Origin of the sequence: Rhizobium sp. NZLR8 (assembly GCF_019685025.1) — a bacterium.
Taxonomy (GTDB): Bacteria; Pseudomonadota; Alphaproteobacteria; order Rhizobiales; family Rhizobiaceae; genus Rhizobium.
The window spans coordinates 1-20,357 of record NZ_JABDVY010000028.1 but is presented as its reverse complement, the minus strand read 5'-3'; the positions used below and the strand labels follow the sequence as shown (position 1 = coordinate 20,357).

The 20,357-nt window shown below is 61.7% G+C and carries 18 protein-coding genes and 1 riboswitch; of the genes, 12 read left to right on the top strand and 6 right to left on the bottom strand.

Going from position 1 to position 20,357, the window contains the following annotated elements; translation table 11 throughout:
- Positions 1-4: 4 nt before the first annotated feature.
- Positions 5-226 (bottom strand): glutaredoxin-like protein NrdH, encoded by a 222-nt coding sequence (nrdH, locus tag HJB89_RS32860; protein WP_007631990.1) that lies wholly within the window; start codon positions 224-226, stop codon positions 5-7.
- Between the two features lie 269 nt (positions 227-495).
- A riboswitch (cobalamin riboswitch) is annotated at positions 496-721 on the bottom strand.
- A gap of 328 nt (positions 722-1,049) precedes the next feature.
- Positions 1,050-3,323, bottom strand: a complete 2,274-nt coding sequence (locus tag HJB89_RS32855; RefSeq protein WP_221117910.1) for a heavy metal translocating P-type ATPase — start codon at positions 3,321-3,323, stop codon at positions 1,050-1,052.
- A gap of 71 nt (positions 3,324-3,394) precedes the next feature.
- Here HJB89_RS32855 and HJB89_RS32850 point away from each other — a divergent pair, with 71 nt between their 5' ends.
- Both HJB89_RS32850 and HJB89_RS32845 read left to right on the top strand, forming a co-directional pair.
- The gene (locus tag HJB89_RS32850) at positions 3,395-3,817 is read left to right on the top strand and encodes a helix-turn-helix domain-containing protein (RefSeq protein WP_207581928.1); all 423 of its coding nucleotides are present in this window, start codon (positions 3,395-3,397) and stop codon (positions 3,815-3,817) included.
- A 69-nt stretch (positions 3,818-3,886) separates the two neighbouring features.
- Positions 3,887-5,113, top strand: coding sequence for a TIGR03862 family flavoprotein (locus HJB89_RS32845; protein ID WP_221151015.1), 1,227 nt, complete (start codon positions 3,887-3,889; stop codon positions 5,111-5,113).
- Between the two features lie 25 nt (positions 5,114-5,138).
- Here HJB89_RS32845 and msrB read toward each other — a convergent pair whose 3' ends face one another.
- Entirely contained in the window at positions 5,139-5,621 is a 483-nt protein-coding gene (gene msrB, locus HJB89_RS32840; RefSeq protein ID WP_221117912.1) for a peptide-methionine (R)-S-oxide reductase MsrB, read from the bottom strand.
- Between the two features lie 208 nt (positions 5,622-5,829).
- Here msrB and HJB89_RS32835 point away from each other — a divergent pair, with 208 nt between their 5' ends.
- From HJB89_RS32835 to HJB89_RS32790, 10 genes are all read left to right on the top strand, one after another.
- Positions 5,830-6,789, top strand: a complete 960-nt coding sequence (locus tag HJB89_RS32835) for a helix-turn-helix domain-containing protein (RefSeq protein WP_221117913.1) — start codon at positions 5,830-5,832, stop codon at positions 6,787-6,789.
- A gap of 169 nt (positions 6,790-6,958) precedes the next feature.
- A complete protein-coding gene (gene adh / locus HJB89_RS32830) occupies positions 6,959-8,467 on the top strand; it encodes an aldehyde dehydrogenase (RefSeq protein WP_207581932.1) in 1,509 nt (502 codons plus the stop codon).
- Between the two features lie 102 nt (positions 8,468-8,569).
- Positions 8,570-8,962, top strand: coding sequence for a DUF779 domain-containing protein (locus tag HJB89_RS32825; protein WP_221151014.1), 393 nt, complete (start codon positions 8,570-8,572; stop codon positions 8,960-8,962).
- Between the two features lie 189 nt (positions 8,963-9,151).
- A complete protein-coding gene (locus HJB89_RS32820) occupies positions 9,152-9,748 on the top strand; it encodes a DJ-1/PfpI family protein (protein WP_164016307.1) in 597 nt (198 codons plus the stop codon).
- Positions 9,749-9,772: 24 nt separating this feature from the next.
- Positions 9,773-10,123, top strand: a complete 351-nt coding sequence (locus tag HJB89_RS32815; RefSeq protein ID WP_007631975.1) for a ribbon-helix-helix domain-containing protein — start codon at positions 9,773-9,775, stop codon at positions 10,121-10,123.
- Between the two features lie 159 nt (positions 10,124-10,282).
- The gene (locus HJB89_RS32810; RefSeq protein ID WP_007631973.1) at positions 10,283-10,990 is read left to right on the top strand and encodes an SDR family NAD(P)-dependent oxidoreductase; all 708 of its coding nucleotides are present in this window, start codon (positions 10,283-10,285) and stop codon (positions 10,988-10,990) included.
- A 297-nt stretch (positions 10,991-11,287) separates the two neighbouring features.
- On the top strand, positions 11,288-12,421 hold the full coding sequence (locus tag HJB89_RS32805) for a calcium:proton antiporter (protein ID WP_221151013.1): 1,134 nt from the start codon (positions 11,288-11,290) through the stop codon (positions 12,419-12,421).
- Positions 12,422-12,553: 132 nt separating this feature from the next.
- Entirely contained in the window at positions 12,554-13,318 is a 765-nt protein-coding gene (locus HJB89_RS32800) for a DUF4239 domain-containing protein (RefSeq protein WP_207581937.1), read from the top strand.
- A 173-nt stretch (positions 13,319-13,491) separates the two neighbouring features.
- Entirely contained in the window at positions 13,492-14,688 is a 1,197-nt protein-coding gene (locus tag HJB89_RS32795; protein ID WP_207581938.1) for an efflux RND transporter periplasmic adaptor subunit, read from the top strand.
- A gap of 40 nt (positions 14,689-14,728) precedes the next feature.
- Complete coding sequence (locus HJB89_RS32790) at positions 14,729-17,911, top strand: efflux RND transporter permease subunit (RefSeq protein ID WP_221151012.1); 3,183 nt, start codon at positions 14,729-14,731, stop codon at positions 17,909-17,911.
- Positions 17,912-17,923: 12 nt separating this feature from the next.
- Here the strand turns inward: HJB89_RS32790 and HJB89_RS32785 are convergent, their stop codons facing one another.
- The 3 genes from HJB89_RS32785 to HJB89_RS32775 form a co-directional block, all read right to left on the bottom strand.
- A complete protein-coding gene (locus HJB89_RS32785; protein WP_207581940.1) occupies positions 17,924-18,253 on the bottom strand; it encodes a hypothetical protein in 330 nt (109 codons plus the stop codon).
- Positions 18,250-19,038: a DUF2092 domain-containing protein gene (locus HJB89_RS32780; protein WP_221117918.1), complete on the bottom strand. Its 789-nt coding sequence runs from the start codon at positions 19,036-19,038 to the stop codon at positions 18,250-18,252. The genes HJB89_RS32785 and HJB89_RS32780 overlap by 4 nt, the downstream gene beginning before the upstream one ends.
- A 201-nt stretch (positions 19,039-19,239) precedes the next feature.
- Positions 19,240-20,022 carry a hypothetical protein gene (locus HJB89_RS32775; protein ID WP_221151011.1) on the bottom strand — a complete coding sequence of 261 codons (783 nt, stop codon included), beginning with the start codon at positions 20,020-20,022 and terminating at the stop codon, positions 19,240-19,242.
- Between the last annotated feature and the right edge of the window lie 335 nt (positions 20,023-20,357).

Here is a 20,357-nt window from a genome sequence, read left to right as displayed (position 1 = left end):
TCGATCAGGAGAGCGCGCTGATCATGTCGGGACGGAAGCCGGCCCAATGCTGCTCGCCGGCGATGACGACGGGCGCCTGCATGTAGCCAAGGCTGCGGACGCGATCGAGCGCTTCGGCATCCTCGGAGATATCGACGATGTCATAAGCGACGCCCAGGCGGTCGAGGGCGCGGTAAGTGGCGGTACATTGGACGCAGGCCGGTTTGCTGTAGACGGTAATGGTCATGATATTCCTCGTGACGACGCGATTGGGACGCAGGGCATCGATCGGAAATCTCGCGATATCCGTCGAAACATTCTCTGATGGTTTGAACGATGCGGCCTGTTCAGCCGCCGGGCGTGATCCGCCCTCTGCTTAGCGCGGGTTGCGGCCTGAACTGAGATACTGACATGACTTCACCCCGAAGTGGCTCATGCGGAGGATCGAGCGGCCTTGCGAAACGCGACGCGGATATCATCCGCAGCCATGCAACGCGACCTTCCGGACTCCCCGCCCGTGGACGTTTTGTTCGAGGCAGGTCTCCTGGCTCACGGGTCAAAGCATCCTGCCCAGCCTTCCCGGAGCATTATGCTCCAGTGGCCTGAAATCGGACAGTTGCTCGCCGCTTACAGTTGCGGGGGCAGCTCCGGCATAGCCGCGCCATAATGGCGCAACGCACCGTATTCCCGTCTTAGCCTGCGATTCTCACGAATCGAAGGAACCTCGAACACTAGATATGGTACGCGAATCCAAATTCGCGTCAATGGATGGTTTGTGCATTGCGTTACGGCAGGTTTGAAATCACTGCATTCCTGTGAAAAACAGGGATAACGAAAGCTTAAGGAAAACAGGCGGTGGACAAGGCTCGAACGAAGAGAGCCGGTCTATGGCCGCTCTCAGTTTGATGACAAACCTCCCTCTCCGCCTCATCCTCGGCCTTGTGCCGCGGATCTACTGCCTATCGACCGGAGGCAGATGCCCGGGACAAGCCCGAGCATGACGAAAGAGGGGTTGGCGTCCGTTGTCAGCGGTCTACGGTGACGAGCGCCGCAAGGACGTTATCGGATGTTTACATCCTTACTCGAAGCAATCGCAGCGCGTTGATCGTCACCAGCACGGTGGCGCCGGTATCGGCGAGGATCGCCGGCCAGAGGCCGGTGATGCCGGCAATCGTCGTCACCAGGAACACCGCTTTCAGGCCGAGCGCGATGGTAATATTCTGCAGGATATTGCGCATCGTGCGTTTGGACAATTCGATCATCCTTGCCACGTCGCCGACGCGCCCGTGCAGCACGGCGGCATCCGCGGTCTCCAGCGCCACGTCGGTGCCGCCGCCCATGGCAATGCCGATATCGGCTGCGGCCAGCGCCGGCGCGTCGTTGATGCCGTCGCCGACCTTGGCGACGACGAAGCCCTCGCGCTTCAATTCGACGACGACCCGCTGCTTGTCCTCAGGCATCATCTCGCCGCGCCAGTCGATGCCGAGCATGCCGGCAACGGCTGCCGCCGTCCGCTTGTTGTCGCCTGTCAGCATCATCGCCTTGACGCCGGCTGATTTGAGCGTGGCAAGCCCGGCCTGCGCGTCCTCGCGCGGTTCGTCGCGCATGGCGATCAGCCCGGCCGCAACATTGTTGACCAGCAGCACCGAGACGCTCTTGCCCTCGTCGTTCAGGTCAGTGATGCGTGCCTCCTGTTCAGCACCGAGTGCGCCGCGTTCGCGGGCAGCGGGCGGCGACAAAAGATCCAGCGCCTCGCCGCCGGCTTTGCCGCTGACCCCCTTTCCCGGCAGCGCCTCCAGTTCGAAGGCCGGCGGCATGGGAACGCCGTCCGCCTTGGCGCGGTTGAGGATCGCCAGCGCCAGGGGATGGCTGGAGCCCTGCTCCAGCACCGCCGCGCGCGACAAGACTTGCGCCTCGCTCAATCCGAAAGAAATGATATCAGTCACCTGAGGTTTGCCTTCCGTCAGCGTGCCCGTCTTGTCGAAGGCGACCATCGTCACCTTGCCGAGCGTTTCCAGCACCGCGCCGCCCTTCATCAGCAGCCCGCGCCGCGCACCCGAAGAAAGCGAGGCGGCGATCGCCGCCGGCGTCGAGATGACAAGCGCGCAGGGGCAGCCGATCAAGAGGATGGCAAGGCCCTTATAGATCCATTCGCCCCACGACCCACCGAACAACAGCGGCGGAACGATCGCGACAAGTGCGGCGACCACCACCACGCCGGGCGTGTAATAGCGCGAGAACCGATCGATGAAGCGTTCGGTCGGCGCCTTCGATTCCTGCGCTTCCTCCACCAGCTTGACGATACGGGCGATGGTATTGTCGGCTGCGGCCGCGGTGACGCGAACCCTGAGCACCGCATCGCCATTCACGGTTCCGGCAAACACAACGGCATCGACGCCCTTGCGCACCGGCGTACTCTCGCCCGTCACCGGCGCCTCATCGATCGCGCTCTCGCCTGAAATGATAACGCCGTCCGCCGAGATACGATCGCCAGGACGCACCATGATAATCGCGCCGACGGCAAGGCTTTCCGCCGGCACCTCCCGCGTCTGGCCATTGTCTTCGAGCAGCGCGCTCTTCGGCACCAGGGCCGTCAGCGACTGGATGCTTTCGCGCGCCTTGCCCGCAGCCACCCCTTCCAGCAGTTCGCCGACGAGGAACAGGAACACGACAGTTGCCGCCTCTTCGCCTGCATTGATGATGACCGCGCCGACGGCGGCGATCGTCATCAGCATCTCGATCGAAAACGGCGTGCCGGAGAGAGCCGCCATGACGGCGCGCCGCGCGATCGGCACCAGCCCGACCAGCATGGCCACGATGAAGGCATAGGATGCGATCGCCGGCACCAGATGGTCGATAGCATAGGCAGCAACGAGTGCGGCACCCGAAAGGATGGTCAGCCGCCCCTTCTTGCTCTGCCACCAGGGACCGGTCATCGGCGCATGGTCGTGCCCATGCAGCCCCCCGATTTCCTTCTGGCCATGGTCGTGGTCATGATCGTGACCTGCGTGATCATGGCTGGCATGATCGTGATCTCCATGGTCATGGCCCGCATGATCGCCATGATCATGTCCGTGGTCGTGATGATCGTGTGCGCCGTGGCCTTTCGCCGGCGTCGTGCTTCCGGCAAAGGGCGAGACCGAATAGCCGAGCCCCGTCACCTTCTTCTCGATCGCCTTGAGATCGCTGTTGCCGTCGTGCCGGACGGTCATCGTTCCCGCCATCACCGAGACCGAAACATCGGCGACACCCGCCACGCGCCTGACGGCCGTGTCGATCTTGGTCGCGCAGGCGGCGCAATCCATACCGCCAACCCGGTATCGTGTCTCGTTCGTCTCAGCCATGAACCGCTTCCTTGTCAAACAGAAGCATCCCTCCTACATCCTCTAGCGGCTAGAGGTGCAAGAGGAAAATCATGAAAAAGATCACGATCGGCGAAGCTGCACGCCAAAGCGGCGTCAAGGTGCCGACGGTGCGCTATTATGAGAGCATCGGCCTGCTTGCGGCCCCGAGCCGCAGCGAAGGCAACCAGCGCTCCTTCGAGCCTGCCGATATCAACCGCCTCGCCTTCATCCGCCACGCCCGTGAATTGGGCTTCGAAATCGAGGCCATCCGCGCGCTGCTCACGCTGCAGGATGATCCGCACCAGTCCTGCGCCTCGGCCGATGCCATCGCCAAGGCCCGCCTTATTGAAGTCGAGCAACGCATCCGCAGCCTGATGGCTTTGAAGGCCGAACTGGAAACCATGGTGGAAGGCTGCGGCCACGGCCGCGTCGACCAATGCCGCGTCATCGAGGTTCTCGCCGATCACGGCCAGTGCACCCATCCGCACCACTGATTTCCATCCTTGCAGGCAAGGCGCGCCCGCGCCAAAACTGCACGCAGAAAGAATCAGGCGAAGACATCCATGAACCAGAAGCGGATCGCGATTATCGGTGGCGGCCCGGCCGGCCTTGCGGCTGCCGAGCTGCTTTCGCTGTCCGGCCATGCGGTGACGGTCTATGACGCCATGCCGACCTTCGCTCGCAAGTTCCTGCTGGCCGGAAAGTCGGGTCTCAACATCACCCATTCCGAGGACTATGGCCGTTTCACCACGCGCTTCGGTGCGGCAGCCGCCCGCCTGCGCCCCGCGCTTGATGCCTTTACCCCCGATGATATCAGAGATTGGGCAGCAGAGCTCGGGACAGAGACCTTCGTCGGCTCGTCCGGCCGGGTTTTTCCGAAGGTGATGAAGGCCTCTCCCTTGCTGCGTGCCTGGCTCAGGCGGCTGGAGACGCAAGGGACCACGCTTCGCACCCGCCACCGCTGGATCGGTTTTGCCGAAGAGGGTTTTGCCTTTGAAACGGCCGAGGGGCGGCGCATCGTCGATTGCGACGCGGCCCTGCTGGCGCTCGGCGGCGCAAGCTGGCCGCGCCTCGGCTCGGATGCGCGCTGGCAGCCCTGGCTATCGGAGCGGGGCGTTGATATCGACGCTTTTAAACCCGCCAATTGCGGCTTCGTCGTCGACTGGAGCGAAAGCTTCCGCGCACGTTTCGCCGGCGAGCCGGTAAAATCGGTCACCGCCACATCCGAAGCCGGTACCTTTCCCGGTGAATTCGTCATCACCACAAGCGGTATCGAGGGCAGCCTCGTTTATGCCAATGCCGCGGCACTGCGCGACCGACTGCAGAGCCACGGCGACGCCGCCCTGACACTCGATCTCGCACCGGGCCGAACGGCCAAAAGGCTGACCCGCGACCTGGCGCGGCAGGACGCCAAATCGAGTTTTTCAAACCGCCTGCGCAAGGGCGCGGGCCTCGACGGCGTCAAGGCGGCGCTGCTGCGGGAATTCACGCCGGAGTGTGACCGACGCGACCCCGAACGCCTGGCCGCTATGATCAAGGCCCTGCCGCTTCCGGTTCTCGAAACCCGGCCGATCGGCGAGGCGATCTCCTCGGCCGGCGGCATCCGCTGGAGCGGCATCGACGACAGCTATATGTTGAAGGGGCTGCCCGGCATCTTCGTCGCCGGCGAGATGCTCGACTGGGAGGCGCCGACCGGCGGCTATCTCCTCACTGCCTGCCTGGCGACCGGCCGGGCCGCGGCACGCGGCATCGAAGCCTGGCTGCAAGGCACTGGCGCTCGCTGGCACTGAGGCAGCAAACGAGCCCTTCCTTCGATCAGGCCGAGGCTGGATGAAATGTCATGACAAGGCCGTTCATGCAGTAGCGAAGCCCGGTTGGCTTCGGACCATCATCGAAGACATGGCCGAGATGGCCGCCACAACGGCCGCAATGGACTGCCGTTCGCGCCATGCCGAACGTCGTGTCGTTGGTGGTGCCGACGGCATGGTCGAGCGGTGCCCAAAAGCTCGGCCAGCCGGTGCCGCTGTCGAATTTGGTCGCCGAGGAAAAGAGCTTTTGGTCGCAGCCGGCACAGGCGAAATTGCCCTTCCGCTCCTCATGCAGCAGGGCGCTGGTGAAGGGAGCCTCCGTCCCCTCCTGACGCAGGATGACAAATTGATCCGGCGTCAGCAGCTTGCGCCATTCCTCCTCGGTGTGCGTCACCGCAAACGTCTCGCCGGCGATCGCCTTGCCGGCCCCCAAGCGAACCGTAAGCGCTCCGAAAGCGGCCCCCATCAGCAACAATCGTCTGTTTAACATGGTCGGGATCTCCTCGCCTTGCACATCTGTTTCTGCACAGGATTACGGGCGAGAGCGGTCTTTTGTTACACTCTCTGCGTCCAAACACCGAAATGTGATTCCGCCACCTTCGTCTGGAAAACCCGCACGCTGATGAGCGTCAGGGCCGGCTGATTGCAAACCGGCCGCTTTTCCATCAGACTATGCTGAAGTTCCGTGGGAGGAGCAGATGCACGAACACTCAGCACACGCCGAGCATGTCTACACCTCTGCCCAGCGCGATTCCGCCGCGGCGAGTTCCCCCGTTGTCGCCTCCTGGCGGCGATGCATGACCATGCACCAGCTCGCTCCGGAGGACGAACGGGCGCCGCTGCGCGTTACCGATGAAGAATTCCGGCGTGCCCGCGAACAGTCCGGGCAACTGATCGCCAGCGCGACCGAAGAGCTCGATCGTCTCTTTACCACCGTTGGCAAGGCCGGTTGCTGCCTGCTTCTGACCGACAGGAACGGCATTGCATTGGAGCGTCGGGGTGCCGCTGGCGACGACAAGGAGTTCCACGAACTCGGCCTCTGGACCGGCTCCGTCTGGACCGAGGCGAGCATTGGCACCAACGGCATTGGCACCGCCCTTGCCGACGAGCGTGCCGTCGCCATCTTCCGCGATCAACATTTCTTCTGCGCAAATACCAGCCTCAGCTGCACGACGGCGCCGATCCGCGATCATCGTGGCCGGGTGGCCGCAGCCCTCGATATCTCCACCTGCCGTGAAGACGTCAACGAGATGACGTTGACGATCCTGACGCAGACCGTGCGCGATGCGGCAATGCGCATCGAGCTCAACCTCTTCCGCTCGGCCTTTCCCAGCGCCCGTTTCCTGATGGTCCCGGCCGGCGCCAATTCCGGCGCCGCCCTGCTTGCCGTCGACCGGCATGACCTCGTGCTCGGGGCAACACGCGCCGCCCGCATCGCGCTGCAGCTGGACGATAGGCGCATTGCGGCCGGCATTCCGGCCGCCGATGCCCTGCATGAGGCCGGCGTCTCGCAGCAGGAAGAGATCGTCGAAGCGGAAAAGGCAGCCCTGCTGCGGGCGTTGTCGCGCACCAGCGGAAACGTCTCGCAGGCGGCCGCCGCCCTCGGCATAAGCCGCGCCACCCTGCACCGGAAAATGAAGAAGTTCGACCTTCACTGACCAGCCGCCCGAAAGTTCCACCGATACCGTCGATCGCGACGCGACCTGTCGCATGTCTGCGACACTGTGCGGTGCGGTATTGAAGAGCCGCCCTGTTCCCTCCGCCAAAACATGCACATTTTCCTCCCACTGGTTCGCTTCGGAACCTGGTTCATCAAGGGAGGATGACATGCTTCATCAGAAAATCGTCGAGTCGCCGTTCAAGCTGAAATACGGCAACTATATCGGCGGCGAATGGCGCGAGCCCGTCGAAGGCAAATACTTCGAAAACCTCACGCCCGTCACCGGCGGCAAGCTCTGCGACATTCCCCGCTCCAATGAAAAGGACATCAATCTCGCACTCGACGCCGCTCATGCGGCAAAGGAAAAATGGGGCCGCACCTCGGTTGCAGAACGCTCCAATATCCTCATGAAGATCGCCCAGCGCATGGAAGATAAGCTGGAATTGCTTGCTCAGGCCGAGACCTGGGATAACGGAAAACCGATCCGCGAAACCATGGCGGCAGACATTCCACTGGCGATCGACCACTTCCGCTACTTCGCTTCCTGCATCCGCGCCCAGGAAGGTTCGATCGGTGAGATCGACCACGATACCGTCGCCTATCACTTCCACGAACCCCTCGGCGTCGTCGGCCAAATCATTCCCTGGAACTTCCCGATCCTGATGGCCACTTGGAAGCTCGCTCCGGCGCTGGCCGCCGGCAACTGCGTCGTGCTGAAGCCTGCCGAGCAGACCCCGGCCTCGATCCTGGTCTGGGCCGAACTGGTCGGCGATCTCCTGCCGCCCGGCGTGCTCAACATCGTCAACGGCTTCGGCCTAGAAGCCGGCAAGCCGCTGGCGACCAGCCCGCGCGTCGCCAAAATCGCCTTCACCGGCGAGACGACCACCGGCCGGCTCATCATGCAATATGCCAGCCAGAACCTCATTCCGGTGACGCTGGAACTCGGCGGCAAATCGCCGAATATCTTCTTCGCCGATGTGATGGCCGAGGACGACGATTTCCTCGACAAGGCGCTCGAAGGGTTTGCGATGTTTGCCCTCAACCAGGGCGAAGTCTGCACCTGCCCAAGCCGCGCCCTCGTCCAGGAATCGATCTACGACCGCTTCATGGAAAAGGCCGTCAAACGCGTCGAGGCGATCAAGCAGGGCAACCCGCTCGACAGCGCGACGATGATCGGTGCCCAGGCTTCGACGGAGCAGCTGGAAAAGATCCTCGCTTATCTCGACATCGGCAGGCAGGAAGGCGCCGAGGTTCTGACCGGCGGCTCGCGCAACGACCTCGGTGGCGATCTGGCGAACGGCTATTACGTCAAGCCGACGATCTTCAAGGGCCACAACAAGATGCGTGTGTTCCAGGAGGAAATCTTCGGACCGGTGGTCTCGGTCACGACCTTCAAGAACGAGAAGGAGGCGCTTGAAATCGCCAACGACACGCTTTACGGCCTCGGCGCCGGCGTCTGGAGCCGAGACGCCAATCGATGCTACCGCTTCGGCCGCGAGATCCAGGCCGGCCGCGTCTGGACCAACTGCTACCATGCCTACCCGGCCCATGCCGCCTTCGGCGGCTACAAGCAGTCCGGCATCGGCCGTGAAACCCATAAGATGATGCTTGAGCATTATCAGCAGACCAAGAACATGCTGGTGAGCTACAGCCCGAAGGCGCTCGGTTTCTTCTGAGAAACTCGCATGGTGAGAGGAGGGTCAAAACCCCTCCCCAACCCTTGTGGGGAGGGGTTGGGGAGGGGACTTCTTCCTCCCGAAACTTTTGGAGGAAAACCGATGGAAACCACCGTCAACGGCGAACCGCGTGTTCTCGCAACCAACGCCGCCCTCGACCTGATCGCTGAGATCAAGCGGGATCATTCCGATATCCTCTTCCACCAGTCCGGCGGCTGCTGCGACGGCTCCTCGCCGATGTGTTATCCCGCCAATGAATTCATGATCGGCGACAGCGACGTCAAACTCGGCGAGATCGGCGGCGTGCCGGTCTATATCAGTGCCAGCCAGTTCGAGGCCTGGAAGCATACGCAACTGATCATCGACGTCGTTCCCGGCCGCGGCGGCATGTTCTCGCTCGACAACGGTCGCGAGAAACGCTTCCTCACCCGCTCCCGCCTCTTCGGCGGCGGCGAGGCCTGCGCCGTCCCTGATGTGACGGTCAAGGCGGTCTGACGCATGTCGCCCCGAAGTGTGCAGCGGTTCCGGGATAACGACATGCATAAAAACAAAGGACTAAAGCGCGCCGCATGAATCAAATTTGATGCGACGCGCTTTAGGGAATTTCGGCTGTAGTATTCCCATAGTACCTTCTGCCCGCCGCTCTTTGTTAATCTCCGGCCGTTGGTTTCAAAGGAGGATGCGATGCCAGCTTCAAAAATCCTGATGATCACCGGTGATTTCACCGAAGATTACGAAACGATGGTGCCGTTCCAGACGCTGCTCGCCTGCGGCTACACGGTCGACGCCGTCTGCCCCGGCAAGAAGGCGGGCGAGACGGTCGCCACCGCCATTCATGATTTCGAAGGCGACCAGACCTATTCCGAAAAACGCGGCCATAATTTCGCGCTGAACGCCACTTTCGACAGCGTGCGGGCCGAAGATTACGATGCCCTCGTCATCCCCGGCGGCCGCGCGCCGGAATATCTGCGCCTCAATGCCGACGTCATCAAAGCGGTCCGGCACTTCTTCGATGCCGGAAAACCCGTTGCCGCCATCTGTCATGGCGCGCAGCTGCTCGCAGCCGCTGGCGTTTTGAAGGGCCGCACCTGCTCGGCCTATCCCGCCTGCCGGCCGGAAGTCGAACTTGCCGGCGGCACCTACGCCGATATCTCAATCACCGATGCGGTCTCGGACGGCAACCTGGTCACGGCGCCGGCCTGGCCGGCACATCCGTCGTGGCTGCGCCAGTTCATGGCGGTGCTCGACGCGGCAGCGCTGCTCGAAACCAACGCCGCCTGAGGAGGGCGGCACCGGGAGGACGACATGTGCGAATTGTTCATCAAGGCGGATGCGCGGCTCTGGGAAAGCACCACCCGGTCGCTGCGCATCGACGGCATGGTCACCAGCGTCAGGCTGGAGAACTTCTTCTGGTCGAAGCTCGAGGAAGTCGCCCGGCGCGACGGCATGAATGTCGTCCAGCTGATCACCCGGCTGCATCATGAATCGATCGATGCCGGCCATGATCTTGGAAACTTCACCTCCTTCCTGCGCGTCTGCTGCGCCCGCTATCTCGACCTGCAGCTCACCGGTGACATCCCGGCCGATGTCACCCGCCCGATTTCCGGCCTTGACGCGCCCGAGATTCTCGGTCGCGAACGGACGAAATATCACTGACGGCCGACCCGACGAAACCGTTGAGCAATGACGGCGGAACTGCCTGCGGATAGCGCCGAGGGTAGATGTCTGACCGTGTCGCGGCTGCGTGGGCTTGCCTTGCCGCGCAGCCTGGATCAACAATGCGCGCCATCAAGGACCGGCAGGAGATCGATTGCCATGAACGACCAGAAAGCCGTGATCGTTACGGGAGCCGGCGGCAACCTCGGCAGCGCCGTTGTCCGTGAGCTCGCCGCCGGCGGCGCAAAACTCGTCTGCATGAACCGCTCCAGCCAGGAGCTGGAAGCCTTGGCCGGCGACCTGCCCGCCTCCACCGAGTTTCTATCGATCGCGGGAACGGATCTCACCGATTATGCCTCCTGCGCGGCCGCTGTCGCCCGGGCCGTCAAGCACTTCGGCGGCGTCAGCGCCTTGGTCAACACCGTCGGCGGTTTCCGGATGGGACCGGTCGGGCCGGACGCCCCTGCGCAGTGGGAGACGATGATGACTGCGAACGCCCGCACCGCGCTGACGATCAGCGCCGCGGTTCTCCCGACGATGAAGGCATCGGGCTACGGTCGCATCGTGCATGTTGCTGCCGCACCCGGCCTGAAGGCCGGCGCCAATCAGGCCGCTTACGCCGCCTCGAAAGCCGCCGTCATCCGGCTGACGGAAGCGATCGCCGCCGAAAGCCGCGACGACCGCATCACCGCCAACTGCATTTTGCCCGGGACAATCGACACGCCCGAGAATCGCGCCGCCATGCCCAATGCGAAAACGGACGGCTGGGTATCGCCGCAATCGATCGCCCGTCTTATCGCCTTCCTGATTTCGCCGGCCGCAGCCGTCGTCACCGGCGCGGCGATCCCCGCAACCGGCCGCGAATGACGGAAGCGGTGGTGTGATCGGCCGCCGCAAGGCGCTGCGGCCGCCAGCGTCGACATTTCACCGAACCTCGCCTTGGCCTTGCGTTTTCGCGACTGTTCCTTGCCGCGATCAGTGGGTGATGAAACGACGAAGATCTGCAAGTTTTGCTCAGTGACATACGATCTTGCTTGAGGTTCGGTTCGCCTTAAGGCAGCCTCATTTCCGCTTGGCTGAGGTGGCAGGCAGGAGACAGCGGGCGGACACGATGGTGTTTATGATCGCATTGCGACGGCATTTGCCAGAAGGCGGGTGGTTTCGATGACGGACGATCCCGCATTGCGTGCCGTCAGCGCCACCAGCCTGGTGCGCGAGGAATGGTTCCTGGGCGTCAGCGTCGCGACGAGCTTCGTATTTCTTGCTTTCCAGGAGCAGCTCTTCGGCCAGCTTTCCGATCCGCTTTGGTTCACTGTCGTTTTCGGTTGGCTGTTTGCGGTCGTGCTCGGCTCCGCTCTGTCGGTCGTGCGGCACGCAGACCACCTGGCGGAGCGGCTGAAGGAGCCTTACGGCACACTCATTCTAACACTTGCCATCACGTCGATCGAGGTGATGGCAATATCAGCCGTCATGCTTCACGGCGAAAACAATCCCACACTGGCGCGCGACACGTTGTTTGCTGTCGTGATGATCATCCTGAACGGCATGGTCGGCCTGTCGTTGCTGCTGGGTGCGTGGCGGCGACCGGAACAACAGCATAACCTGCAGGGCGCCAACGCCTATCTCGGCGTGATCGTGCCGCTGGCGACATTGAGCCTGGTCATGCCGACATTTCTTGCAGATCCGGACGGGCAGCATCCATCGGCACCGAGGCAACTGATACTGGGTGTCATATCGGTCGGCCTTTATGCCACATTTCTGTTTCTTCAAGCCGGCCGCCATCGGGACTATTTCTCTGACGAAAGCAACCCTCACGAGCTGCGCGGCGAGCGTGTGCCTCGCCACGGACCGGTCTGGCCACATGCCATTCTGCTTTTCGCCTATATGGGTCCCGTCGTCTTCCTGGTCGAACAGCTTGCGCGGCCGATCGATTACATTATCGAAACCCTGCATGCTCCAACCGCATTTGGCGGTGTTGTGATGGCCATCCTTGTCGCAACGCCTGAGGCGATAAGCGCAGTCCGTGCGTCCATCGCCAACAATCTTCAGCGCTCCGTCAACATCTTCCTTGGTTCGGTATTGTCGACGATCGGGCTGACCGTGCCGGCGATGCTAGTGATCAGCCGTCTTTACGGGCACCCGGTCACCCTCGGCCTGGAACACGGAGATCTGGTGATGCTGCTGCTCACCCTTGCCGTCAGCATCATTACCTTTGCCAGCGGCCGCACGCATCTGATGCAAGGTGCGGTCCACCTTGTACTTTTCCTGGCTTACGTGCTGCTCATTTTCCAGCAATGATCTCCGATCAGCGCGAGAACAACAAAGTAAAGAGTTCCACGCTCTGCCTGTCTTCCGCTATGGTGACAGTAATGAATGCACCACTTGCAAGCCTCACGGCGCTTGCAAGCTTGACGTGACGGAGACCGGGACTTGAGCTCACTGTTGCTTGGCGGGCTTGTATTTGTTTTTCTGTCGGTGGCGACATCGATAGGATTGCTGGCGCGCGACCGTTTGCCGGATCATCACCTCAATGCTGAATCCAAGGATGCCATCAGGCTGGCGACCGCGGTGGTAGGAACGCTGTCGGCCTTGGCACTCGGCCTTCTGATCGCATCCGCCAAGACGACATACGACAATGCCGAAGTGGAAATGAGAACGGCGGCGGCACGGGTGCTCCTGCTTGACCGCGTCATGGCCCAGTACGGGCCGGAAACAGACATGGCGCGGCAATTGCTGCGTGAATTGATCGAGAAACGCCTGGGCCGCGGCTGGTCGGCCGAGACCACCGACGAGGCATCCGGCAAGGCGCTGGGAGAATATCAGGATATCGAGGCGGTTCAGGGCGATCTTCGATCCCTCTCGCCGAAGGATGCCGTACAGCGTTCGCTGCAGGTGCGCGCTCTTGATGTGAGCGGCATGGTGGCCGAGACCCACTGGCTGCTGGTCGAATCCGGTAAAGAGGGTTTGCCCTGGGCTTTCCTCGCTGTGCTCGTCTGCTGGCTCTCGCTGCTTTTTGCGACCTTCGGGCTGCAGGCGCCGGCCAACCTGACCGTGCTGTCGATTCTGCTGGTTTGCGCCCTGTCCGTCGCGGGCGCGGTCTTCCTGATTTCGGACATGGCCAATCCCTATGTCGGGCTGATCCGTGTTTCCGATGCCCCCTTGCAGTCCACCATCGAACGGCTGGGAAAACCATAGCCATCGCGTGGCGTCCGCGAACGACTCCGACATGATTCAATTGTGCCCCAGCAGCTATTGCAATTTGCAGCAATGCCGCGACATAATATCACATGCCCGGAACTTTTCGGAGAAGGTCGTCTCCGCCGAGGCACGCATGAAGACTGGGGCTCGTAAACATCGGGGCGGCGGCAATGCGTGTGAGATTGGATCAGGGTCTGCACCTGTCAGTGGTGCTCGCCGGCATGGCAATTTTCGCAGGCTGCGAGGACAGCGGCAACACCTACGTCCCCCCTCCGCCAGCTCCGGTTCGCGTCGCCCAACCGGTCCAGCAGCCGGTCACCTTGTATTTCGAACTTACTGGCAATACGGCGCCGCTGAATTCCGTCGATATCGAAGCACGCGTCCAGGGCTACATCGAGTCCATCGATTACCAAGACGGCATGACGGTGACGAAGGGTACCAAGCTCTTCGGAATCGAACGAAACACCTACCAGGCGCAGTTCGACCAGGCGAAGGCATCGCTCGCCTCGCAACAGGCATCGCAGGTGGGTGCGCAGCAGGAATATGATCGGCAGCTCAATCTATCGAAGCAACAGGTCACCACACAGACCGCAGTCGACAGCGCCAAGGCGACGCTCGACGAGGCGAATGCGTCCATCCTCAACGCCCAAGCCAATCTCGAGCTGGCGACGATCAACCTCGGATATACGGAGGTGCTTGCCCCCTTCGATGGCACCGTCACGGACCATCTCGTCGATATCGGCGCACTCGTCGGCGTATCCGGCCCCACCAAACTCGCCAGCATCGTCCAGACGGATCCGCTTTATGCCTATTTCAACGTCAGCGAAGTCCAGGTCCTGACAATCAAGGAAACCATGGCAAGGCAGGGACATGCCTTCAAGCAGACGGACCTTCCGAGCATGGCTGCGGAAATTGGCTTGCAGACGGAACAAGGTTATCCGCACAAGGGTCATCTCGACTACGTGTCGCCTCAGCTCGATGCCTCCACAGGCACTCTTCAGGTACGCGCCTTATTCGACAACAAGGACCGGGCCATGTTGCCGGGTCTCTTCGTGCGGGTCCGAGTGCCGGTCGGCCATAACGACAAGGCTTTGCTGGTGCGCGACGACGCCATCGGAACGAACCAGTTGGGCAGCTACCTGCTCGTTCTGGGCAAAGACGATATCGTCGAGCAGAAACAGGTCAAGACCGGCCAGCGCGAAGGTTCGCTTCGCGTTATCGACTCAGGCCTCGATCCGGCCGACTGGGTCGTGACTCAAGGCATCCAGCAGGCGATCCCCGGCAGCAAGGTCACACCCGAGAAAATGGAAATGAACCCGGCGGCGAGCGCCGCCGGCGATGCCAAGGCCAACACCACCACGCAGTGAATTCGCCACCATGCTCATCTGAACGTCTAAGGACACCAGCATGATCTCGCGCTTCTTCATCGAGCGACCGGTGCTCGCCAACGTTCTGGCCTTGGTCTTCGTGCTCATCGGCGCGGTCGCCCTTCTCCAACTTCCTGTGGCGCAATATCCAAATGTCGTTCCGCCGACGGTGCAGGTGACGACGCGCTTCCCGGGCGCCAGCGCGCAGACCCTTATCGACACCGTCGCGTTGCCGATCGAGCAGCAGGTCAACGGTGTGCAGGACATGCTCTACATGCAGTCGGCGAGCGCCAGCGACGGGACCTATTCGCTGACCGTCACCTTTGCCATCGGAACGGATCCTGATCAGGCGCAAGTTCTGGTGCAGAACCGCGTCGCCATAGCGATGTCGTCGCTTCCCGAAGCCGTGCAGCTTCAGGGCGTGACGACGCAAAAGAAATCGACGGCGATCCTCGGCTTTGTCAGCCTGACCTCGCCCGACAGCCGCTATGACAGCCTGTTCCTGTCGAACTACGCCGTCATCAATCTGCAGAATGAGCTCGCCCGCCTGCCGGGCGTCGGCAACGTGACCGTGTTCGGCGCCGGCCAATATGCCATACGCATCTGGATGGATCCGAACCTGCTGCAGGCCCGCGGCCTGACGCCGCAGGATGTCGTCAGCGTCGTGCAGCAGCAGAGCCAAGAGGTCGCCGCCGGTCAAATCGGCATTCCACCGGTGCCGAAAGGACAAGTCTTTCAATACACACTGAACGTCAACGGCCGGCTGAACGAAGCCGCCGACTACGAGAACATTATCGTCAAGGTCGAGAGCGGACAGGGCGGCCGCATCACGCGCGTCCGCGATATCGGCCGCGTCGAACTCGGCGCCCAGACCTACAGCCAGTCCTTCACGCAAAACGGCCGGCCGGCGGCCGGCATCGGCATTTTTCAATTGCCCGAGGCCAACGCCATTGCGGTGGCGCAGGCGGTGAACGCTAAAATGCAGGAGCTCTCGAAAGGCTTTCCGCCGGGGCTTGAGTATCATCTGCCGTTCGACACGACGAAATTCGTCAAGGCCTCCATCGACGAGGTTTACGTCACCTTGATCGAGGCCGGCGTTCTCGTTCTCATCGTCATCCTCGTCTTCCTGCAGGATTGGCGGGCGATGCTCGTGCCGGCGACCACCGTTCCGGTCACCATCATCGGCGCCTTCGCCGCCATGGCGGCATTGGGCTTCACCGTCAACCTGTCGACGCTGTTCGCCATCGTTCTTGCCATCGGCATCGTCGTCGATGATGCCATCGTCATCGTCGAAGGCGTCGCCCGGCACATCGAGGCGGGCATGTCCGGCCGGCAGGCTGCCGAGAAGGCGATGGAAGAACTGCTCGGCCCCGTCATTGGGATCACGCTGGTGCTGATGGCGGTTTTCGTTCCGGCCGCCTTCCTGCCCGGCCTGACCGGCCAGCTCTATCGGCAGTTCGCACTCGTTATCGCCGCCACGGCGCTGATCAGCGCCATCAATGCCGTGACGCTGAAACCGACGCAATGCGCCCTCTGGCTGCGAGCGCCGGTGCCCTTCGAGAAACGCAACGCCTTTTATCGCGGCTTCAACAGGGGCTATGATTGGGGCGAGCGCCACTATGCCGGATTGATCGGATCGATGACCCGCCACAGCGGTATCATGGCGATCGCAGCACTTGCGCTGATCGGCGTCGCCGTCTGGGGGCTCACGCGCCTGCCGACCGCCTTTCTGCCCCTCGAGGACCAGGGCTATGTGCTGATCAGCGCGCAATTGCCCGACGGCGCTTCGAAGGAGCGGACGGATGCGGTGATGGAAGAGGTCGGCAAGATCGCCGAAACCACACCTGGCGTCGATCAGGTGCTGACTATCAGCGGCCTTTCCGTTCTCGACAACAGTGCCAGCCTGCAGAATGCCGGCGTCGCCTATGTCGTTCTCAAGGATTGGGACGAGCGCGGCAAGGCGAAGGGACAGGACCTGCTGTCGATCTATCAGCATCTGAACGAGGCGCTGCAAAGCGTGCTGGCCGCCAAGACTTTGGTCGTCGTGCCGCCTCCGATCCAGGGCGTCGGCAATGCCAACGGCTTTACCATGCAGGTCCAACTCAGAAACGGCGCATCCGACTATCCACTGCTGCAATCGCTTGCCGATACAATCGTCAAAAACGGCAATGCGCAATCATCGCTGCAGAGGCTCAGTACGCCTTTTCGCTCAAACGTGCCGCAGCTTGCGGTATCCGTCGATCGTATCAAGGCGGAGACGCTGGGAATTACGGTGGGCCAGGTCTTCTCCGCTCTCTCCGGCTATATCGGTTCGAGCTATGTGACGCAGTTCAACAAGTTCGGCCGCACCTTCCAAGTCTATGCGCAAGCCGCATCCGATTTCCGTATCAGCCCTGAAGACATCCGAAATCTGAAGGTCAAGGCCGGCGACGGGACCATGGTGCCGCTTGGCACGGTCGTCGATGTTAAGACGACGCAGGGCCCGTCCCTGATCAGCCTCTACAATCTCTATCCCACAGCCACCATCGTCGGCGGGCCAGCCGCAGGATTCAGCTCCGGCCAGTCGCTCGCGGTGATGGAGCAGATTGCCGATCAGACGCTGCCGCCAGGCACCGGCTTCGAATGGACGGCGCTGTCCTATCAGGAGAAGGCCGTGGGCGGGCAGATCTATTTTGTGTTCGCGCTGGCCATGCTCCTCGTCTATTTCGTGCTCGCCGGCCAATATGAAAGCTGGATCCTGCCGCTGGCGGTCATCCTCGCCGTGCCGCTCGCCCTTCTCGGAACGGTGGCAGCACTCATGGCGGCGGGCGTCGCCAACAATCTCTATACGCAGATCGGCCTCATCCTGCTGATAGCGCTCGCAGCCAAAAATGCCATCCTCATCGTCGAATATGCTCGCGAAAAGCGGGCAGAAGGCATGGAAATCCTGGATGCGGCCGTCGAGGCCGCCCGCCTGCGCTTCCGGCCGATCCTGATGACGTCCTTCGCCTTCATCCTCGGCGTCCTGCCGCTGGTGCTGGCGACGGGCGCCGGAGCATCGGCCCGCAAGTCGATCGGCATATCGGTCTTTAGCGGCATGATCGCCTCGACCTGCCTTGCCATCCTCTTTGTTCCTTCCTTCTACGTGCTGCTGCAGCGCCTCGAGGAACACTGGAAGCGCCGCGGAGCGACCACAAGCACGGCTGCACCAGTTGCGGAGGCGGAGATAGCGAAACTCCGGTAAGGCGAGCAGCAATTATTGGACGATCACCTGCACATAGACATTGCCGCTCTTGGCATAATAATAACCGCCGCAGCGATAATAATAGCCGCCGTAATAGGGACCATAGCGGCAGCCTGCTGGAAGCACGGCGATGGTCGTCGTCGTGCGTGTGACGACCCGGCGCGTCGTCCGGCGGGCAACGCCTGCATAGGAGAGCGGCGTCAGCGGTCTGCCGATGACGGCGCCCGCCGGCGTAGCGAAGCTGATCGACAGTGGCATGGATCCCTGCTCCCCGATGTGGAAGCCGGTGAATGTCAGAAAACCGGCCAGGCCGAGGGCGAGGAACAGCTTGTTATAGATCATTTTAAGTCTCCCATATCGGCGGCTTCAGGCAGCTCGTCGAGCGATTGCAGCTCACTGAGATCCACCGTCTTTGCACTGGCTGGAATCTCGATGGTGTAAGAAACGGCCGCCACATCCGCCCCGCTTTTGAAATCGCTGATTTCGAGAGTGTATTGCGGCGCCTGGACGACGTGCTTGCTGGTGATGACGTATCGCCGCGGTATGGGTTGCGGGCCGTTCTGTATCCAAATCTGCCAGTCGATCTCAGGCGTTCGGAAGGCCAGATATTCGCATTCGACCCCATCCACGAAAGCGCTGGAAATATGCTTCGCCTCCGTCACATCTGATATAAGCACGTCATAGACGTTGGAGGCTAAAAGATCGGCGCCCGGCGCTTCGACGCCTGCGGTCATCAGCCTGTCGATCAGATCATCGAGCGAACCCTTGCCGTCGATCTTGGCATAGGCGTCGAGGTTCTTGCCATGAACCGTCAGCGACGAACCGTCGAAACTCACATCGAGGTCGGCAAAGCCGCCGGTTCTCGTGACCCGCAGCTTATCGGGACGAGTGAGGTTGGCTGTCCCTGAACTCACGAACTGGAGTTTCTCGAAGGCAGGCGTCACTGCTTCGAGCGACGATTGATAGCTGAAGGAGATCGTCTTCTGCGCCGCCAGAAAATCGGACATCGTCTTTAAAAGAGCTTTCGCATCATCTGCCCATGCGCTGGTCGGCGGCGCCAGGCTGGCGGCAAGCGAAACATACAGGAGCATCCGCTTCAACCGCGGGAAAGGGAAAGTCGATGACATGGCAATGCCTTTCGTTGGTGTCGTCATTGATTTCATCGAATTGCAGATGGCGCCGGACCTGCCGCAGCCGAACATGAAAAGTGCTGATGCAATGCAGGCATGCGGGCTAACTGCCGCTTGCGGACTTCGCGGGATCGCGCGCACCAAATTCCTCGGCGCAGCCCGCGATGGTCTCTTTCAGCGAGCAACTTCGACCGGGCGTTACAAGCCCGAGGTCAGCACGCGATGGCAGGCTGGTGATACGCGTTGCAGATTGTCGCGCAGGCAGGCAATGCCTCGCCCTCCCCCCAAAGGCACCATGCGGCACAATGCCCGGAAGTCCGCTCCGCAGGTTTCCCGCAGGATCATCACTTCCTCACGTGGAGAGAAGGCTGGCATCATTGCCCGAGGGGCCGGCGCGATCGCACCGGTCGCCGCGGCATCGCCAGTCTTCGCGCCGCCCGATCCCCCCAATGCCGCAACCGCTTGCTGACATGGCGCCGACAGAGCCGCGTTGTGCTGTTGCAGACAGCTGAGCGCCGCCGCACCGCCCGGCGTGACACCGGAACATTGCGCCATGAAATCGCGCTGACAGGCCGATTTGACCGCATTGCGCTGCGCCTGCGTCGGCGTGCCGGTAGCAGGCGCCGGGGTAGTCACCGCAGTATTTGCAGGCGCAGCCGGCGTCGGCGCCGCCGATGTCGATTTGGGTTTGACGTTCACGGCGGACACCGCTTTCTGACAACCTGCCGAAAGCGTAGCGCTATGCTGCTGCAAACAAGTGAGCGCCTCGATACCTCCCGGCGTAACCCCGGAGCATTTCGCCATGAAATCGGAGCGGCACTCTGCTCTGATGGCATCACGCTGCTCTTCGGTCGGCGCTTGCGCAGACACAATCCCGGCGAGAAACACCACCGCGCAGAACGCAGGCAACCCGAAGATTAGCGATAGAAGACGCCGCCGCCGATACGGAAGCGCCAGCAGGAAAGATCCCCATTTTCCCATGATTCCCCCCAATAAATCTTTGATCTACTTCATGAAATCGAACTGCCTTTGAATAGGATAAATACGCGCCGCCGAATGGACGGACGTTACTTGCGACTGTGAAAATGTAAGAAGCGCCTGATTTAGGTATATTAGAATATTATCTATTTAGCAACTATCTACGTCGCTTGAAAAGCGACCGCAACTCATCGGAATAGTGTCACCGTCGCCCGTAAACGCAAAAGCCCGCCATGAGGCGGGTTTTTGGGTATTGTGTGTTTGATCATGGAAGGATTGGTTGCGGGGGCAGGATTTGAACCTGCGGCCTTCAGGTTATGAGCCTGACGAGCTACCGG

Excerpts from the sequence above, each read along its gene's own strand:
- nrdH (WP_007631990.1), bottom strand. The coding sequence starts at position 226 with ATGACCATTACCGTCTACAGCAAACCGGCCTGCGTCCAATGTACCGCC.
- HJB89_RS32855 (WP_221117910.1), bottom strand. The coding sequence starts at position 3,323 with ATGGCTGAGACGAACGAGACACGATACCGGGTTGGCGGTATGGATTGC.
- HJB89_RS32850 (WP_207581928.1), top strand. The coding sequence starts at position 3,395 with ATGAAAAAGATCACGATCGGCGAAGCTGCACGCCAAAGCGGCGTCAAG.
- HJB89_RS32845 (WP_221151015.1), top strand. The coding sequence starts at position 3,887 with ATGAACCAGAAGCGGATCGCGATTATCGGTGGCGGCCCGGCCGGCCTT.
- msrB (WP_221117912.1), bottom strand. The coding sequence starts at position 5,621 with ATGTTAAACAGACGATTGTTGCTGATGGGGGCCGCTTTCGGAGCGCTT.
- HJB89_RS32835 (WP_221117913.1), top strand. The coding sequence starts at position 5,830 with ATGCACGAACACTCAGCACACGCCGAGCATGTCTACACCTCTGCCCAG.
- adh (WP_207581932.1), top strand. The coding sequence starts at position 6,959 with ATGCTTCATCAGAAAATCGTCGAGTCGCCGTTCAAGCTGAAATACGGC.
- HJB89_RS32825 (WP_221151014.1), top strand. The coding sequence starts at position 8,570 with ATGGAAACCACCGTCAACGGCGAACCGCGTGTTCTCGCAACCAACGCC.
- HJB89_RS32820 (WP_164016307.1), top strand. The coding sequence starts at position 9,152 with ATGCCAGCTTCAAAAATCCTGATGATCACCGGTGATTTCACCGAAGAT.
- HJB89_RS32815 (WP_007631975.1), top strand. The coding sequence starts at position 9,773 with ATGTGCGAATTGTTCATCAAGGCGGATGCGCGGCTCTGGGAAAGCACC.
- HJB89_RS32810 (WP_007631973.1), top strand. The coding sequence starts at position 10,283 with ATGAACGACCAGAAAGCCGTGATCGTTACGGGAGCCGGCGGCAACCTC.
- HJB89_RS32805 (WP_221151013.1), top strand. The coding sequence starts at position 11,288 with ATGACGGACGATCCCGCATTGCGTGCCGTCAGCGCCACCAGCCTGGTG.
- HJB89_RS32795 (WP_207581938.1), top strand. The coding sequence starts at position 13,492 with ATGCGTGTGAGATTGGATCAGGGTCTGCACCTGTCAGTGGTGCTCGCC.
- HJB89_RS32790 (WP_221151012.1), top strand. The coding sequence starts at position 14,729 with ATGATCTCGCGCTTCTTCATCGAGCGACCGGTGCTCGCCAACGTTCTG.
- HJB89_RS32785 (WP_207581940.1), bottom strand. The coding sequence starts at position 18,253 with ATGATCTATAACAAGCTGTTCCTCGCCCTCGGCCTGGCCGGTTTTCTG.
- HJB89_RS32780 (WP_221117918.1), bottom strand. The coding sequence starts at position 19,038 with ATGTCATCGACTTTCCCTTTCCCGCGGTTGAAGCGGATGCTCCTGTAT.
- HJB89_RS32775 (WP_221151011.1), bottom strand. The coding sequence starts at position 20,022 with ATGGGAAAATGGGGATCTTTCCTGCTGGCGCTTCCGTATCGGCGGCGG.